Annotated in this window: 15 protein-coding genes and 1 other RNA gene; 11 read left to right on the forward strand and 5 right to left on the reverse strand. The window is 64.2% G+C overall.

Annotation, left to right across the window (positions count from 1 at the left end; genetic code table 11):
* Together MN188_RS08515 and nudC are read right to left on the reverse strand one after the other, a co-directional pair.
* The gene (locus MN188_RS08515; RefSeq protein ID WP_242107887.1) at positions 1-462 is read right to left on the reverse strand and encodes an SRPBCC family protein; all 462 of its coding nucleotides are present in this window, start codon (positions 460-462) and stop codon (positions 1-3) included.
* Between the two features lie 64 nt (positions 463-526).
* Positions 527-1,492 (reverse strand): NAD(+) diphosphatase, encoded by a 966-nt coding sequence (gene nudC, locus MN188_RS08520; protein WP_242107889.1) that lies wholly within the window; start codon positions 1,490-1,492, stop codon positions 527-529.
* Between the two features lie 199 nt (positions 1,493-1,691).
* On the opposite strand from nudC, the gene MN188_RS08525 reads away from it, so the two are divergent.
* The 8 genes from MN188_RS08525 to recR all read left to right on the forward strand — a co-directional run bounded on the left by MN188_RS08525 (position 1,692) and on the right by recR (position 9,997).
* Positions 1,692-3,629: a bifunctional 2',3'-cyclic-nucleotide 2'-phosphodiesterase/3'-nucleotidase gene (locus tag MN188_RS08525; RefSeq protein WP_275116152.1), complete on the forward strand. Its 1,938-nt coding sequence runs from the start codon at positions 1,692-1,694 to the stop codon at positions 3,627-3,629.
* Between the two features lie 38 nt (positions 3,630-3,667).
* Positions 3,668-3,766: signal recognition particle sRNA small type (gene ffs, locus MN188_RS08530), an RNA gene on the forward strand.
* Positions 3,767-3,962: 196 nt separating this feature from the next.
* Positions 3,963-4,991, forward strand: coding sequence for a ribosome small subunit-dependent GTPase A (gene rsgA, locus MN188_RS08535; RefSeq protein ID WP_242107893.1), 1,029 nt, complete (start codon positions 3,963-3,965; stop codon positions 4,989-4,991).
* A 72-nt stretch (positions 4,992-5,063) separates the two neighbouring features.
* Positions 5,064-5,972, forward strand: coding sequence for an MBL fold metallo-hydrolase (locus MN188_RS08540; RefSeq protein WP_242107895.1), 909 nt, complete (start codon positions 5,064-5,066; stop codon positions 5,970-5,972).
* Between the two features lie 30 nt (positions 5,973-6,002).
* Entirely contained in the window at positions 6,003-7,106 is a 1,104-nt protein-coding gene (locus MN188_RS08545) for a phosphagen kinase (RefSeq protein WP_242107897.1), read from the forward strand.
* 106 nt (positions 7,107-7,212) lie between these two features.
* Positions 7,213-8,976 carry a DNA polymerase III subunit gamma/tau gene (locus MN188_RS08550; RefSeq protein ID WP_242107899.1) on the forward strand — a complete coding sequence of 588 codons (1,764 nt, stop codon included), beginning with the start codon at positions 7,213-7,215 and terminating at the stop codon, positions 8,974-8,976.
* A 78-nt stretch (positions 8,977-9,054) separates the two neighbouring features.
* The gene (locus MN188_RS08555; protein ID WP_242107901.1) at positions 9,055-9,399 is read left to right on the forward strand and encodes a YbaB/EbfC family nucleoid-associated protein; all 345 of its coding nucleotides are present in this window, start codon (positions 9,055-9,057) and stop codon (positions 9,397-9,399) included.
* 1 nt (position 9,400) lies between these two features.
* Positions 9,401-9,997, forward strand: coding sequence for a recombination mediator RecR (gene recR / locus MN188_RS08560; protein ID WP_242107910.1), 597 nt, complete (start codon positions 9,401-9,403; stop codon positions 9,995-9,997).
* Positions 9,998-10,158: 161 nt separating this feature from the next.
* Here recR and MN188_RS08565 read toward each other — a convergent pair whose 3' ends face one another.
* On the reverse strand, positions 10,159-11,334 hold the full coding sequence (locus tag MN188_RS08565; RefSeq protein ID WP_242107912.1) for an acetyl-CoA C-acyltransferase family protein: 1,176 nt from the start codon (positions 11,332-11,334) through the stop codon (positions 10,159-10,161).
* A gap of 75 nt (positions 11,335-11,409) precedes the next feature.
* Positions 11,410-11,853 carry a MarR family winged helix-turn-helix transcriptional regulator gene (locus MN188_RS08570; protein WP_242107920.1) on the reverse strand — a complete coding sequence of 148 codons (444 nt, stop codon included), beginning with the start codon at positions 11,851-11,853 and terminating at the stop codon, positions 11,410-11,412.
* 149 nt (positions 11,854-12,002) lie between these two features.
* Between MN188_RS08570 and MN188_RS08575 the strand changes: the two genes are divergently transcribed.
* Positions 12,003-13,187, forward strand: a complete 1,185-nt coding sequence (locus MN188_RS08575) for an MFS transporter (protein WP_242107922.1) — start codon at positions 12,003-12,005, stop codon at positions 13,185-13,187.
* 3 nt (positions 13,188-13,190) lie between these two features.
* Here MN188_RS08575 and MN188_RS08580 read toward each other — a convergent pair whose 3' ends face one another.
* Positions 13,191-14,519, reverse strand: a complete 1,329-nt coding sequence (locus MN188_RS08580; RefSeq protein WP_242107924.1) for a DEAD/DEAH box helicase — start codon at positions 14,517-14,519, stop codon at positions 13,191-13,193.
* A gap of 359 nt (positions 14,520-14,878) precedes the next feature.
* Here MN188_RS08580 and MN188_RS08585 point away from each other — a divergent pair, with 359 nt between their 5' ends.
* Both MN188_RS08585 and MN188_RS08590 read left to right on the forward strand, forming a co-directional pair.
* Positions 14,879-15,901, forward strand: coding sequence for an aspartate-semialdehyde dehydrogenase (locus MN188_RS08585; protein WP_242107947.1), 1,023 nt, complete (start codon positions 14,879-14,881; stop codon positions 15,899-15,901).
* Positions 15,902-16,070: 169 nt separating this feature from the next.
* Positions 16,071-17,684 (forward strand): DUF4139 domain-containing protein, encoded by a 1,614-nt coding sequence (locus MN188_RS08590; protein ID WP_242107949.1) that lies wholly within the window; start codon positions 16,071-16,073, stop codon positions 17,682-17,684.
* The last annotated feature ends 60 nt before the right edge of the window (positions 17,685-17,744 follow it).

Consider the following 17,744-nt stretch of genomic DNA (forward strand, 5'->3'; position numbering starts at 1 on the left):
TCAGGCCGTATAGCGGTCTTCGATGTCCTGCGCAAAACCGGCGACCCGTTTCTGAAAGCGCTTGGTCAGGTTCGACTTGGCCAGTTTCATCGACTGGATCATCAGCCGGGCCGGGATCGTCTTGGGCCGCAAGTCGATCGAAAGGTTCATGCGCGTGCGCGTCCGTGACAGGGCGACCAGATCGATGGCGACCACGGCCTCGATCCCCGACACCTTGGAAAACAACTCCAACCCATGCGGCGGGTCATAGTTGGCCAGCCGCAGATCGGCCTTGCGCTCTCGGTTGCGATACGGAAATTGCGCGGCCCAGGTCATGCCGACCCCAGGGGCTGACAACGTGTCGGTGCGCGCCACTTCCGCCCCGCGCCGCAATGCCGCTCGCTCGAACCCGTCAAAGTCCGAGACCGCCCGGAAAACCGCGTCGATCGGTGCTGCAACGTCTTCTCGTGTCGAAAGCTTCATGCCTTGGTTGCCCCATCCCTTTCCGGTGCCTGTCCGGCGGTGTCATTCGGCGCGAATTCTGGTCCTATTCCAGGCTATCCGCAAGCCAGTTTCTGAGCAGGAAATGCGCGATCGCACCTTTTCGCGCCGGGCGGATTTTCGGATGACGCCCCGCGAACACCTCCAACATTTCCTCACGTGTGACCCAAAGCGCGTCCTCAAGCTCGACCGGGTCGAGCGTGATTTGCGTGCTCAACGCCTCGCCATGGCAGCCAATCATCAGCGACGAGGGATAGGGCCAGGGTTGCGAAGCCAGATAGCGCACCGCGCCGATCTGCACGCCGGCTTCCTCGAACACCTCGCGCCGCACGGCGGCTTCGACCGTCTCGCCGGGCTCAAGAAACCCGGCCAGCAGGGAATACATGCCCTCGGGCCAGCCAGGAGACCGCCCGACTAGAACCGCGTTACCCCGGGTGACCAGCATGATCACCACGGGGTCGGTGCGCGGAAAATGCTGCGTACCACACGCGGGGCAGGATCGTTGCCACCCCGCCTGCCCCATGTCGCTGGCCGCGCCACAGGCCGCACAGAATCGGTGTGAGCGTTGCCAGCCAAGGATCGCCTTGGCGGTGGCCGCCAGCTCGGCCTCTAGCGGCGACAGGCCTGCCATAACGCCCCGAAGTTCGGCGAATCTGTCCCCAGCAGACAGCGCAGGGTGGTGTTGTTCGCTTGCATCGAAGAACTGCGTTGGGTCAGCGGGTGCCACTTCGGGCTCCCAGGCGGAAATGTCCGCCGCGAACCAGGCCTGCCCGTCTGCCTGCCCCAAAAACACCATTGGATCAGACAAATCAGCCAGAATCGCGTGCCCGGGCATCACCTTGACCAGGCGCTGGTCTTCTTCACCTGCCACCGCAGGCTTGCCACGCCAGATCGGCAGGATCCGGACATCCGGCCCCTCCAGAAGAGCCGCAAGCGCTGCGTCATCGCCGCGAAGATGCGCCGCGCGGTCCAACCCCCCGCCCCCGAATGTCACTGTTTCCGCCCGCTGCATCGCTCTCTCCGTTCCCCGTGAACGCGAAACCTACAGGGCTTTGCCCCGAAGCTGAACCTGAAACGCGTGGCAGAAATGAAACGCAACACACGTTTAGGTTGCTTTGCGGGAAAACTACTCTCCTCTCTATGGCCAATCCCTTTTGCCCCGGCTAAGCTCATCCTGAAAGGGTCGGCAGTGAAACGCCGATGCCCTGGGGATGAACGGGACAATCTGGGACGTGACACGGGAAGACCCTCTTGCCGGGGCGTTTGGCCTACGCAAAATACGCTTGCGGGTGATGGCCACGACCGACCTGCACATGCACCTTCTGGCGCATGATTATTACAGCGACGCCCCGTCGCCCACGCGCGGGTTTGCCCGCACCGCCATGTTGATCGAACAGGCACGGGGCGAGGTCGCGAATGCGGTGCTTTTGGACAACGGCGATTTCCTGACCGGCACTTTGCCCGGCGATCACGTGACCCTGCATCCCAAAAACGAAGCCCCGGCACCGGAACATCCGATGATCCGCGCGATGAATGCGCTGCGCTATGACGCGGCAACGTTGGGCAACCACGATTTCGACCGCGGCCTCGATTTCCTGCGCGACAGCATCGCCGGTGCACAGTTTCCCTTCGTATCGGCCAATACGCTGGCCCAACGCGGGGAAACGGCAGGCGAGGACCAGCCGCTGATCCCCCCTCATGTGATCCTGACCCGTCACCTCACCGATACTGACGGTCGGCCGGTCACGCTCCGACTGGGGGTGATTGGGTTCCTCCCCCCCCGTTCGATCCGTCCGCGCGGCGGCAATGGCGCAAGCCCGCCGACCCGTGACATCTTGGAAACCGCCCGCGCGCTTGTGCCAAAGCTGCGCTCAGCCGGGGCAGACATCGTTATTGCCCTGGCGCATACCGGGATCAGCCCCAGCACACCCAGCCTGGGCATGGAGAACGCGCTGGTCCCGCTCAGCCAGGTCGCCGGGCTGGACGTGCTTGTTGGTGGCCACGCACACCAGGCGTTCCCCGGACCGGACTTGCCGCAGCTGCCCGGTCTTGACCCGGTCAGGGGCACGATCCACGGGGTTCCGGTTGTGGTGCCGGGGTTCTGGGGCTCGCACCTGGGGCTGATCGATCTGGAGCTTGCGCAACAGGACGATCACACCAAGGTCGCCGCGGCCCAAAGCACCTTGCGACCGATTTTTCGGCGCAACGCCGAGGGTATCGCGATTGCCCGCGTCGAAGATCACCCCGAAATATTGCGCCTGGCCACGCCACTGCATGCGTCCACCATGACCCGGATGCGCAAACCGGTTGGTGCAACGCAAACCGCGCTGCACAGCTTCTTTGCGCTGGTGACCCCCAGCCCTGCGGTTCAAGTGGTGCAGCAGGCCAAGCAGCGCTTTGTTCAGGATCTTGTCGACAGGGGTGATCTGCCCGACTTGCCGCTTCTGTGCTCGGCATCGGCGTCGAAATGCGGCGGTGCCCACGGGGCCGAACATTTCACCTATGTCAAACCCGGACAGGTCACGCTGCGCGACATTGCTGATCTGTACCCGCACCTCAATGACCTGGTGGTGCTGCGTGTCAACGGGCGGTTCATCCGCAACTGGCTGGAGCGCGCGGCGACGATCTTCAACCGCGTGGCCCCGACCGCACCCGATCAGCTTCTGATCGCGCGCAGCACCCCTTGTTACCTGTTCGAGACCATCGACGGACTTGAATACCGGATCGACCTGACGCGGCCCGCCCTGTTCACCCCGGACGGCACGCCGTTAAACCCATCTTCGCGGGGCGGACGCATTCGAGGGCTTGTGCACGCCGGACGCGCCGTCACCGACAGCGACCATTTTCTGTTGGCCACGAACGATTTTCGCGCCTCGGGCGGCGGGCGATTTCCGGGCGCGGAAGATGCCGAGCGCGTGTTGCAGGCCGGCGATGCGATGCGCGACGTGTTGTCCGAGTTTTTCCGCGCCCAGCCGACGCAAACCCTACCGCGCTGCACACACTGGCGGCTGTCCGCGCCGGGGGGGACCCGCGTGGTGTTCAATACCTCCCCCCACGCGCTTGACTTGCTGGGGAACATGGACGGGCTGCACCTTACGCCATGCGGTGCGGGGCCTGATGGGCTCATCCGAATGCGCCTGACATTCTGAACCTTGCATCCTGTGCCCGGCCCGCCTATATCCACGGACGAGAGGTTGGCGCGGGCAAGCGCCTCGCCAACCTGGTCAGATCCGGAAGGAAGCAGCCACAACGAGCCCCGCTTGGGTCGATGTCCAGCCTCTCACCCAACCGCCCGGGCTGCTCACGGGCGCCGCGATACCCGGCCCTTTGGCCCATTTGCACGGAGGAATGTTCATGACTGTTGCACCCATCCTTCGGGCAGGCCGTTTCTGACGGGGCATTCCCATTTCCTGCCTGTTCCTTCCCACCCGTTGCCGCGATGGCGCAACGCGTGGCGCTGACCTTTGTACACAGGCAAAACCATGACCCAGACACTTCAGGACCTTGGATGGTCCGCTCATTTCGCGGCACAGATGCCCGAAGACACCGATCTGACCCCGTTTCGCATCAGTGAAGTGCACCGTGACAGGATGACCGCCCTTGGGGCGGATGGCCCGGTGACTCTTTTGACCCCCGGCGCCTCCTCCGGCGATTTCGCCGTGGGCGACTGGGTGCTGGCGGATGATCAGTTCCTGGTGCGCGACCTGCTGGAGCGGCAATCGCTCATGCACCGGCGCGCGGCGGGGCGCGAGGCCAAGGTGCAGCTGATCGCGGCCAACGTCGACACGCTGTTCATCGTCACGTCGTGCAACGCCGATTTCAACGTCGCCAGGCTAGAGCGTTACATGGCGCTGGCCCATGACGCGGGCGCGTTTCCGGTGATGATCCTGACCAAGGCCGACATGGCGGATGATTCGCAGGATTACGAACGCCAGGCCCAGGCGATGGATGCGGCGATGCCCGTCCTGTGCGTGAACGCGAAGGATGCGGATGACATCGCCCGGGTGGCCGATTGGGTGCGCCCGGGTCAGACCGCCGCCCTTCTCGGGTCCTCGGGCGTGGGCAAGACCACGCTGACCAACGGGCTGACCGGGGACGACGACGCCACCGGCGCGATCCGCGAGGATGACGCGAAGGGGCGGCATGTGACGACCTCACGCACGCTCAAACGGATGCAGAACGGCGGTTGGATCATCGACACGCCGGGCATGCGGGCGCTCAGGCTTGAGGAAAGCAGCGAAGGGATCGACGCGCTCTATGAGGACATCCTGACTTTGGCCGGGCAGTGCAAATTCACGGATTGTGCGCATGAAACCGAACCGGGCTGTGCGGTGAAGGCGGCGATCGCGGCCGGAGAGCTGGATCCGGGACGGCTGGACCGCTGGCGCAAACTGCTGGCCGAGGACAACCGCAATACCGAGACAATCGCCGAGAACCGCGCCCGCACCAAGGCGTTCGGCAAGATGGTGCACACGTTCCAGAAAGAGGCCAAGCACCGCAAAGGGCGCTGACGCGACAAGCTGTCTGTTTGCACTGCGGGCGAGCTTGGATAGGGTTGCAAGACCTCAACCACCGGAGTCCCCATGCGCCTGATCCTGACCGCCCTTCTGATCCTTGCCCCCGTTCAAGCGCTTGCGCAGACCCTGCGGGTCGAACCGGTGGCCGAGAATGTCTTTGCCATTGTCGGACCTCTGACCCAACGCGACCCGGAAAACCTGGGCAACAACGCGACCTTCGGCCTTGTCGTCACCGACGCGGGCGCGGTGTTGATCGACGCTGGTGCAGGCTGGCAGGCGGCCGAGGCGTTGCATGACACGATCCGCAGCGTGACGGAGCAGCCGGTAACCCATGTAATCAACTCCGGCGGGCAGGATCACCGTTGGCTGGGCAATGCCTATTGGCAGGCCCAGGGCGCGCAGGTGTTGGCGTCCGAGGACGCGGTGGCCGACCACAAGGACCGGCAATCCATGCAGCTGACAGGTTTGCGCCAATTGGTCGGCGACGGGTTGGACGGCACCGAACCCGGATATGCCGATGTGACCTTCGGGGACGCCCATGACTTAAGTCTGGGCGGGGTCGAGATGCAGATCCGGCACCCCGGCGCGGCCCACACCCCCGGCGACAGCTTCATCTGGCTGCCCGCCCAATCCGTCGTTTTCACCGGCGACATGGTCTATGTCGAACGCATGCTGGGCGTCGGGTCGATGTCGAACGCGGGCGAATGGGTCACCGGGTTCGAAGCCATCGCAGCCCTTGCCCCCACACATGTTGTGCCCGGCCACGGCGCCCCCACGGACCTGGCCACGGCCACCCGCGACACTTACGACGTGTTGGTCAACCTGCGCCACCAGATCGGCGCGTTGATCGACGACGGCGGCGATATCATCGACGCGCCCAAAGTGGATCAATCGGCGTTCAGCTATCTTGAGAATTTCGAAGGTCTGGCCGGGCGCAACGCCCAGGAAGTATTCAGCCAGATGGAATGGGAGTAATCCCCCACCAGTTTGTTGCGGAGCGAAAAGATGCCGTTTGAAAGCCAGATGGACCGCATTGCCGCCTTGAAAGCGGACAATCCGCAGAACATCGCGTTGCAGAGCTTTGACCCGGCCTATTTCGTCACTCTCTCAGAGCCAGATCAGGCGCGGTTGATGGCCTGCCTCCGCTCCGGGGTGGATAACCCGGACAGCGAAATGGGCTGTTATGCCTGCCAGCCGGCTGACTATGATGATTTCCGCTCCTTCTTCGCGCGGGTCCTGGCGCGATATCACAAGGTTGATGAGGACGCCCGCCACCTTAACGACTGGTCGCTCGACGGCGTCGAAGGGTTGCCGGAAAGTGGCATTCTGGACCTGGCGGCCCTGGGCCTTCCGGCACTTTCCATGCGGGTGCGGGTCGGGCGAAATCTGGCCGATTTCCCCTTGCCGGGCGCCATGACGCGCGACGATCGCGTGACACTTGAAACCCGTATGATGACCGCGTTCGACGCTCTGATTGCTGACCCGGACTATGGCGGCGCCTATCACTCGCTGACACCGGGCCACCCGAACCAGATCGACCAGGCGACGTATCAGGCGCTGGTCGATGACCACATCATGTTCAAGGACATGAGCAACGACCGCTATCTGACCGCCGCCGGGATCGCCGCCGACTGGCCCTTTGGGCGCGGCTGTTACGTGTCGCAAGATCGCGGCTTCATCATCTGGGTCGGGGAAGAGGACCACCTGCGCATCATGTGCATGGAGCGGGGCACGATACTGAACCGCGTGTTCGAACGGCTGAAGACGGCACTGGACAAGGTTTCGGGGTTTGACGGGCTGACCTTTGCCATGTCGCCCGATATCGGCGTCGTCACCTCCTGTCCGACCAATGCGGGCACCGGCATGCGGGCGTCGGTTCACATTCCGCTGCCCAGGTTGACCGCAGACGGGACTGACCGGAAGGCGAAAGAGATTTGCCGCCCGCTGGGCCTGTCGGTCCGGGGCGCCGGGGGGGAGCACACACCGATCGGGGCGGATGGCACCGTCGACATTTCGCCCTCGGCCCGGTTCTGCATCACCGAGGCCGAGATCATCGCGGCGCTCTATCAGGGGTTGGCGAAGCTTCAGACGCAAGAAGCTCAGAGCTGACGCTGGCCACCTGCCCTGCGCAAATTGGCGGTCCTGGACTGTGTTCCCGGTGGACCTTGGCTGCCGTCGCGACTACCCTGAGCCGCAGACAGAATCCAGGGACGCCATGACCGAGACCGCCGAAAAAGCCTATCAGGTTCTTGCACGTAAATACCGACCGGAAAGCTTTACCGATCTGGTCGGGCAGGAGGCGATGGTTCGCACCCTGAAGAATGCGTTCGAAAGCGACCGGATCGCGCAGGCCTTCGTGATGACCGGCATCCGCGGCATCGGCAAGACCACCACCGCGCGCATCATCGCCAAGGGGATGAATTGCATCGGACCGGATGGGACCGGCGGGCCAACGGTCGAACCCTGCGGGACCTGTGAACACTGCGTGGCGATCGCCGAAGGGCGGCATGTGGACGTGATGGAGATGGACGCCGCCAGCCGGACCGGTGTGGGCGACATCCGCGAGATCATCGACAGCGTGCATTACCGGGCGGCCTCGGCACGCTACAAGATATACATCATCGACGAAGTGCACATGCTGTCGACCAGCGCCTTCAACGCACTTCTGAAGACGCTTGAGGAACCGCCGGAGCATGTGAAATTCATCTTCGCCACCACCGAAATCCGCAAGGTGCCGGTTACGGTGCTGTCGCGCTGCCAGCGCTTCGACCTGCGCCGGATCGAGCCCGAAGACATGCTGGCGATGCTGCGCCGGATCGCGGACGCGGAAGGGGCACAGATCGCCGAAGACGCGCTGGCGCTGATCACGCGCGCGGCCGAAGGGTCAGCCCGGGATGCGCAATCGCTGCTGGATCAGGCGATATCGCATGGCGCGGGGGAAACCACCGCCGACCAGGTGCGCGCGATGCTGGGTCTGGCAGATCGGGGCCGTGTGCTGGACCTGTTCGACCTGATCATGAAGGGGGACGCAGCGGCGGCCCTGACCGAGCTGTCGGCGCAATATGCCGACGGCGCCGACCCGATGGCTGTGCTGCGCGACCTGGCCGAGGTGACCCATTGGGTCAGCGTGATCAAGATCACGCCCGCAGCCGCCGAAGACCCGACAGTCGCGCCGGATGAACGTTTGCGCGGGCAGGCCATGGCGCAGGCTCTGCCGATGCGCGCGATGACGCGGATGTGGCAGATGCTTTTGACCGCGCTTGAGGAAGTGGGGGCCGCACCCAATGCGATGATGGCCGCCGAAATGGCGGTGATCAGGCTGACGCATGTGGCCGACCTTCCGTCGCCCGAAGAACTGGTGAAACGTTTGAAGGACGCCCCCGTGCCGCCGCCCCTTCCGGGGGGGAATGGTGGCGGTGGGGGGCAAGCCCCTGGCAGGGCCGCGCCTGCGGCGGGCGGGGGGGCCTCGCTTCGCTCGGCTCCGTCCGGTGGATCTGGTGGCGCGACTGCAACCGCCCTGGCACAGGACAGCGACCACGCGCTGGCGCGCTTTGGTCGGTTCGAGGATGTGGTCGAGCTGATCCGCGCCAATCGCGACGTGAAGCTTTTGGTCGAGGTTGAAGGCGCGCTGCGGCTGGCGAATTATGCCCCCGGACGGATTGAATTCACCCCAACCGAGAAAGCCCCACAGGACCTGGCCGCCCGTTTGGCGCAACGTCTGCAAGGCTGGACCGGTGTGCGCTGGGGCGTAACGCTGGTCAACGAGTGCGACGCGCCAACCATTGCCGAACTGCGCGACGGTGAGGAACTTGCGCTCAAGCAAGAGGCGGAGGATCACCCCCTGGTCCAGGCCGTGATCGCCGCATTTCCAGGCGCCAAGATCAGCGACATTCGCACCCCCGACGACATCGCCGCCGAGGCGGCCGTCGAGGCGCTTCCGGAAGTCGAGGACGAATGGGATCCGTTCGAGGATGACTGACGTCTCGGGCGCCATGCGGCTTGTATGCGCGCTCCGGCGCCCGTATCTAGAGATCAAACACTTTCGAAGGAGCATGACATGCTGAAAGGACTGGGCGGGCTTGGCGACATGGCCAAGATGATGAAGACCGCACAAGAAATGCAGACCAAGATGACCGAGATGCAGGAAGACCTGGCCAACGTCACGGTCACGGGCGAAAGCGGCGCGGGTCTGGTCAAGGCCACGGCGACCGCCAAAGGCGTTCTGACCGGCCTGGACATCGACCCGTCGATCTTCAACCCGGACGAAAAAGAGGTCGTCGAAGACCTGATCCTGGCCGCCATCAAGGACGCCCAGGCCCGGGCGGCAGCCAAGAGCGAAGAGGAAATGTCGAAGATGACCGAGAGCCTGGGCCTGCCCAAGGACATGAAGCTGCCGTTCTGACATGGCCGAGGCCCCGCGCGACATCGAGAACCTGATCGAGCTGATGGCCAAGCTGCCGGGGCTTGGCCCACGCTCGGCCCGTCGCGCGGTGCTGTACCTGATCCGCAAGCGCGCCCTGGTGCTGGCCCCGTTGTCGGATGCGATGCAGGTGGTTGCGGCCACCGCGCGCGAATGCCTGACCTGCGGCAACGTGGGCACAACCGACATCTGCGATATTTGCGCCAGCGAAAAGCGCGCGACCGGAGAGTTATGCGTGGTCGAAGACGTGGCCGACCTGTGGGCGATGGAACGCGCAGGCGTGTTCAAGGGTCGCTATCACGTGCTGGGCGGGACGCTGTCGGCTTTGGACTCGGTCGGGCCTGAAGATCTGGGCATCCCGCGGCTGGTCCAACGTGTTGTGGACGACGCGATCACCGAAGTTATCCTGGCGCTGAACGCCACCGTCGACGGCCAGACCACCGCGCATTACATCGCCGAAGAGCTGGAAGGACGCTGCGCAGTCACGTCGCTGGCCCAGGGCGTGCCGATCGGGGGCGAGCTTGACTATCTCGACGATGGCACGATCTCGGCTGCCCTGAACGCGCGCAAAGCGGTCTGAGCCACACACCAGATTTTTTAACGAAAAATCTGCTCCTGCGGGGCGGTGGCCTCGCTGCGCTCGGTGGGCGCCCCGGCGCGGCGGGGTGGGCGACCACACGGGGGCGGTCGCCACAACGGTGCAATGGGTGGGAGCCGTGCCGGGGCGCCGACCTGCCCGCGTCAGAGCCGCTCGATGGCGATGGCGATGCCCTGACCGCCGCCGATGCACATGGTGATCAGCGCCTTCGATCCACCTGTCCGCCCAAGTTCGTGCAGCGCCTTCACGGTGATGATCGCGCCGGTGGCGCCGACCGGGTGGCCCAGCGCAATGGCACCGCCATTGGGGTTCACGCGGGCCGGGTCCAGGCCAAGACCCTTGTTCACCGCCAGCGCCTGCGCCGCGAAGGCCTCGTTCGATTCGATCACGTCGAAATCGGTCACCGCCAGCCCGGTCTTGGCCAACAGGTTCTCCACCGCGGGCACCGGGCCGATGCCCATCACTTCGGGCCGCACGCCGGCCAGCGCATAGCCCAGGATGCGGGCGCGGGGCTTGAGCCCTGCTGCCTCGGCAGCCTCGGCACGGGCCAGCACCAGGGCGGCGGCACCGTCGTTGATGCCTGACGCATTGCCCGCCGTCACCGTGCCGTCCTTCTGGAACACTGTGCGCAAGCCTGCCAGCGCCTCGGGCGTGGTGGGTTTGGGGTGCTCATCGGTGTCGAACAGCACCGTTTCGCGACGTTGCTTCACCTCGACCGGCACGATCTGGTCCTTGAAATACCCGGCCTCGATCGCCGCTGCGGCGCGGGCCTGGCTTTCCAGCGCGAAGGCGTCCTGATCGGCGCGGCTGACGTCATGCTCGGCGGCCACGTTTTCCGCGGTGACCCCCATGTGGCCAGTGCCGAACGGGCAGTTCAGCGCGCCCAGCATCATGTCCTGCGCGCCGGTGTCGCCCATCTTCTGACCCCAGCGGGCCTGGGGCAGAATATAGGGCGAGCGGCTCATGCTTTCGGCGCCGCCTGCCAACGCGAAATCAGCATCGCCCAGCATCAGGCTTTGCGTCGCCGACACGATTGCTTGCGCGCCCGAACCGCACAGGCGGTTCACATTCATCGCGGGGGTGGTGTCGGGAATACCCGCCTCCATCGCCGCGACGCGCGACAGGTACATGTCACGCGGTTCGGTGTTGATCACGTGGCCGAACACGACCTGGCCCACCTGCCCCGGTTCGACCCCGGCGCGGGCCATGGCCTCTCGCGCAACGATGGCGCCCAGGGTGATGGGCGGCGTGGCGGCCAGGCTGCCGCCAAAGGTGCCGATGGCGGTGCGTGCGCCGTCCAGGATTACGATATCGGTCATGTGGTCTCTCCCGCTCTGTCAGATGTCGCGGGCAGAGTGACACAGGGCGCGGGCCTTGTCGCCTCTGACGCTCCGTCAGTCGGTCTGACGCGGCTTCAGCGCCTCGCCAAGCCGCCGGACCTGGTCGCGAAACGGGCCGTCGTCGCCGCCCAGCGCCCCCACCAGCTCCTGCTCATAGGCCTTGGCGATCGGCGCCAGCGCGTCGATCATCGCGCGGCCCTTGTCGGTCAGCTTCAGCTCGACCAGGCGGCGGTCGGTCTCGTTCACCGTCTTGGTGATATAGCCCGCCTCCTCCAGCCGAGAGGCCGCCCGACTGACCTTGGGCTTGTCCATGTCGACCCGCTCGTGAATTTCGCGCACGCTGACCGCATCGCCGCGCGACAGGTGCGCCACCACCCGCCATTCGGCGACAGAAATGCCATAGGCCTTGCGATAGTGACGCGAGAACCCGGCACTGACACGCGCGGACAGAACAGCCAGTTGGTAGGGCAGAAAGGCATCAAGGTTGAAATCGGTCACGGCGCTCCCCCGGTTGCGCCATAAAGGCCATGAAACAAGGGGCTTGGCAAGAGCGTTGCACCTGCAACGGTCGAACCGATCATCGCCGGGGTTGCCGTGACGGGCAAAGCCGTGTCATCTGGCGCGATCTGACCAACGGGAGGGGACCCATGCGGATCGGCATTTTCTTTCTGGTGATCGCTTATGTGCTCAGCCAGTTCTATCGCGCCTTCCTGGCGGTGATGACCCCGGTCCTGTCGACCGACCTGGGCGCCACGGCCGAGCATTTGTCGCGGGCCTCGGGCCTGTGGTTCATCATCTTTGCCGCGATGCAGATTCCTGTGGGGTGGGCGCTGGATCATCTGGGCCCGCGCCGGGTGGCAGCGGTGCTGCTGGCGCTGGGCGGCGGCGGCGGGGCAGCTGTCTTTGCGATGGCGACAACACCCGGTCATGTCCAGATCGCAATGATGCTGATCGGTGTGGGCTGTTCGCCGGTGCTGATGGCCAGCTATTACATCTTCGCCCGCATGTATGCGCCCGCCGTGTTTGCCACCTTGGCCGGGGCCGTGATTGGCATCGGCGCGCTTGGCAATATAGCAGGATCCCTGCCGATGGCCTGGGCGGTCGAAGTGCTGGGCTGGCGCGAAACCATGTGGGGGCTGGCCGCTGTCACGCTGATCGTCGCACTCGCGATTTTCTTTGCTGTGCAGGACCCGCCTTCGGCCCACGGCGAAGGCGCCCCGAAAGGGTCGGTGCTGGACCTTCTGAAAATGCCGGCGCTGTGGCCGATCTTTGCCCTGATGTTCGTGAACTATACCGCGCCTGCGGGCCTGCGCGGACTTTGGGCCGGGCCGTTCCTGAAGGATGTCTATGGCATGGACGCGTCCGGCATTGGTGTCGTGACGCTGGTCATGGGCCTGTCGATGGTGATTGGCAACTTCGCTTATGGCCCGCTGGATCGCGTGTTCAAGACCCGCAAATGGGTGATCTTCGTGGGCAACATGGCGGCGGTGGCCTGCGTGTTCCTGCTGTGGCTGGCGCCCGAAGCAAGTGCGGTGCGCACGACGCTTCTGCTGGCAGCCATCGGCCTGTTTGGCTCTAGCTTCCCGATGATCGTCGCGCATTCGCGCAGCTTCTTCCCGCCGCACCTGGTTGGGCGTGGCGTGACGTTGGTCAACATGTTCGGGATCGGCGGCGTGGGAATTTTCCAGTTCGCATCAGCCAACGTGTTCACGGCGGCGCAGGCGGGCGCGGTGTCGTCCGCGTCCGCCTATCAGACCGTGTTTCTGTTCTTTGCCATTCCGACGTTGATCGGCTGCCTTGTGTATCTGTTCAGCCAGGACCGGCTGGACTGATACTTAAGCCGCGTTCTTTCGGCGCGGACGGTGACGCTTACCGCCCGGTCCACCGGGCTTGCCACCACCGCCAGACCCGGGCGCGCCATGCGCCTTGGGTCCACGCGGGGGGCCACCACGACCGCGACCGCCACCTTGCGGGCCGCCACGACCGCCGCCGCCACCGCCACCACGACCGCCGCGCTGCACGCGCTTTTCTTCCTCAGGGCGGGTGCCGCCCAGAACCGGGATCTCGATCTTCATCAGCTTTTCGATTTCGCGCAGCGGGCCGACATCCAGCCCGGCCACGAAGGAAATCGCATCCCCGTCTGCCCCTGCCCGCGCGGTCCGGCCAATCCGGTGCACGTAGTTCTCGGCCACCTCCGGCATATCGTAGTTGTAAACGTGGCTGACACCGGGAATGTCGATCCCGCGTGCGGCCACGTCCGTGGCGACCAGGATGCGAGCCTCACCATCACGGAACGCTTTCAGCGCCCGTTCGCGTTGGCCTTGCGATTTGTTGCCGTGGATCGACACCGCGTTGAAGCCGTATTTCACCAGGTCATTTTTTAGCTTCTCTGACCCATGTTTGGTACGCCCGAACACCAGCGCCAGACCATCGGGCGAGTCCTTCAGATACTTGACCAGCAGGCGCAGCTTGTCGCCCTTGTCCTGAGCAAAATGCACGCCCTGAGTGATCTTGTCCGCCGCTTTGCCGGGCTTGGCGACCTGAATGCGCACGGGATCGTCAAGGTAAGCCTTGGACAGCTCGGCCATCTGTTTCGGCATCGTCGCGGAAAACAGCATCGTCTGGCGCGGGGTGCCCAGTTCGGGCGCAATCCGGCGCAGGGCGTGGATGAAGCCCATGTCGAGCATCTGGTCGGCCTCGTCCAGCACCAGGAAGGTCGCCTTGTCCAGACGGATCGCGTGACGCTCCATCAGGTCGATCAGGCGACCGGGAGTAGCAACCAGGATGTCGGTGCCGCGGGCCAGGAACTGGATCTGCTTGTTGATGGACACACCGCCCACCACCGTGTTCACCTTCAGGTGCGAGCCCTTCACGTAGGACACCAGGTTTTCGGTGATCTGGTTCACCAGCTCGCGCGTCGGCGCCAGGATCAACGCCTTGATGCACTTGGGCTCACGCTTTTCGTGGCTTTTCAGCATCTGGTGGATCAGCGGCAGGCCGAAGGCTGCCGTTTTGCCGGTGCCGGTCTGGGCCAGGCCCATCACGTCGCGCCCTTCCAGAACCAGCGGGATCGCCTGTTCCTGGATCGGGGTGGGTTTGTCATAGCCAGCGGATTTGATGGCTTCGAGAAGTTTGGGCGCAAGGCCCAGATCGTCAAACGTCATATCATTCCTTTTGGCACGCGCCAGGCGCACCACGTAAACGGATACAGCACCGCACGGTGGCGGTCTGTCTTGCGGTTGCGGCCAAGGCACTCGCGTATCGGACACCATGTCCAAGACGCCGATCCGGCCGTCAGAACCCCGCGTGAATTGGGAACTTGTGTGGACGCACATCGCGCCACTGGGTCAACTCTGCCATGCCGAAACCGGCGGGCTGCTCACGCGGCAGCGGGTCAGAGGTTGCGCCCCTATCACAGCAGATGAGGATTAAGTCAACGTAAATCAATGCCCCCTTCCCCAAGGTCCAGCTTTCCGCTACACCGCGCCCGTCTTGTGACAGACTCGAATAAGGAGACCCTCAGATGGGCTATAAGGTCGCTGTCGTCGGCGCCACGGGTAACGTGGGCCGCGAAATGCTGAACATCCTGGCGGAACGCCAGTTCCCCGTGGACGAGATTGCCGCGCTTGCGTCGCGCCGGTCCCTGGGCACCGAGGTCAGCTTTGGCGACACCACCCTGAAGACCCAGGACCTGGACGGGTTTGACTTCGCGGGCTGGGACATGGCGCTGTTTGCTGTCGGGTCCGAAGCCACCAAGAAATACGCGCCTATGGCCGCAAAGGCGGGCTGCGTGGTGATCGACAACTCGTCGCTCTATCGCTACGACCCCGACATTCCGCTGATCGTGCCCGAGGTGAACCCGCAGGCGATCCACGATTATGCCAAGAAGAACATCATCGCCAACCCGAATTGTTCGACTGCGCAGATGGTCGTGGCGCTGAAGCCGCTGCATGATCGTGCCAAGATCAAGCGCGTCGTGGTGTCGACGTATCAATCCGTGTCCGGCTCGGGCAAGGACGCGATTGATGAGCTGTGGAACCAGACCAAGGGCATGTATGTGCCGGGTCAGGAGGTCGCGCCGTCGGTCTACCCCAAACAGATCGCCTTCAACGTGATCCCGCATATCGATGTCTTCATGGATTCGGGCGACACGAAAGAAGAATGGAAGATGATTGCCGAGACAAAAAAGATCGTCGACAAGAACATCAAAGTCACCGCCACCTGCGTGCGCGTTCCGGTCTTTGTCGGCCATTCGGAATCAATCAACATCGAGACCGAGGATTTCCTGGACGAAGACGAAGCGCGTGACATCCTGCGCACCGCACCGGGCATCCTGGTGGTCGATAAGCGCGAAAACGGCGGCTATGTCACCCCGGTTGAATGTGTCGGCGACTTCGCCACTTTCATCAGCCGTATCCGTCAGGATGTGACGGTCGAAAATGGCCTGAACCTGTGGTGCGTCTCGGACAACCTGCGCAAAGGTGCTGCCCTGAACGCGGTGCAGATCGCCGAGCTTCTGGGGCGCGAAGTTCTGAAAAAGGGCTGATTCCCACGCATAAGTGAGACACAGAACCCCCGCCCGAAATGGCGGGGGTTTTGCGTTGAGGGGCAGTGCACCCGGCGCGGGACTTCCGCCAATGCGGCACCTCGTCCCTTCCCACGGCCCGTTTTTCGTGATCCCCTCCCACCACAGTATTTCTGATCGGGAGTTCTCCATGCGCCTTGCTTTTGCCTTTGCCCTTGCTGCAACACCCTTGTTTGCCGAAGATTTCCATGCCGCAGCGCCAGTGACGGCCGCCACGGTCTTTCCCGATGGCGCGCTGGTGACCCGCACGATCACACTGGACCTGCCTGCAGGAAACCACAGCATTCTGGTCCCCAACGACGGGTTTGAAGACCTCGACAGCTTGCCCCGGATCACCGCATCATCCGGTGTGACCATCGGCACCTTGGGCGCACGCCGAGGGGTGACGCTTGACCCCGCCGCGCTGTTCACCCCGGCGCAAACGCAGGCGAAAGCGCAGGCCGACGCGCTTGAGGCCGAGGTGACCGCGCAGCGCGATCTCGTCACCGCCGCCCAAGGAGCCATTGACGCGCTTGAGGCACAGCGCGCCTTCATCACCGCCATTCGCCCGCCCGAAGACGGCGCGGAGGCAGCCACCCTGACCGAACTGGGCGCACTTGTTGCGTCGCAGACGGGGGCGACGTTGGAAGCGCTTCTGAGCGCCCGGCAAGACCTGCGCGCGAAGATCGAAACGTTGGAAGAGCTTCAGGCCGCGCACAAAGCCGCACAGGCCGCTTTTGACAGGCTGAACCCGCCCGCGCCTATCAACGACATGCTGACCCTTGATGTTGCGGTGGCACAGGCCCAGCACGCCACCATCACCATCGAATTGCCAGCCTATGCCGAATGGGCACCGCTCTATGATCTGCACCTCAGCACCGGGGACGCGCCCAGCCTGACCCTGGAGCGCAAGGCGATCATCGTGGCTGGCTTTGACCAGCATTGGCAGGACATCGACCTGACCCTCTCCACGGTCGCGCCTTCAAACGAAGCCGGGCCGGATATGCCGCGCCCGAACATGGCGTCGATCCATACGCCTGCCCCACTCCTGCGCAACGAGATGCTTGAAACAATGCGGATGGCGGACGAACCGATGCTAAACGTCGAGGCCGCGCCGAAAGCCTTCACCGCCACCGCCGTGATCGACGGGGTGGCGGTGACCTATGCCTACCCGCGCAAGATCACCCTGGGGCAGGACCCGACGATCCTGACACTTGATACGCTGACCATCCCGGTCAACACCGAGGTCCACGCCAGCCCCCGGCATGACGACACCGCCTTCCTTATGGCGCTGTTCACAAATGAAACCGGCGAACCTTTGTTGTCCGGTGACGGGTCGGTCCTGCGTGACGAGCATTACATGGGACAAATCGACGTTCCGCTGATCCTGGCGGGCGGAGAGGCAACCCTGCCGATGGGGCCGATCGAAGGGCTGCGCCTTAGCCACACCATCGCGCGAAATGAGACCGGCGATACTGGCATCCTCACGAAATCGAACACCCGCGAACAACAGATCAGTTTCTCGGTCGAGAACCTGACCGACGAGACGCAAGAGCTCTCCGCCTTCTACCCGCTGGTGTTCTCGGAACAAGAGGATCTGCGCGTGGCTTTGAGCGTGTCGCCGCAACCCGACCGCACTGACTTGGAAGACAAACGCGGCGTGTCGGCCTGGGACATGACCCTGCCAGCAGGGGAAACGAAAACGGTGAACATCACCGCACGTCTGGATTGGCCCGAAGGGCAAGACCTGTCCTGGCGACCCTGAGGGGCATGATCCCCGCGTACCCCGCCTTGCCCGGCGTGGCGGGGTGGGTCGGCGGGCGCC

This window comes from Aliiroseovarius subalbicans, from assembly GCF_022678625.1.
Lineage (GTDB): Bacteria > Pseudomonadota > Alphaproteobacteria > Rhodobacterales > Rhodobacteraceae > Aliiroseovarius_A > Aliiroseovarius_A subalbicans.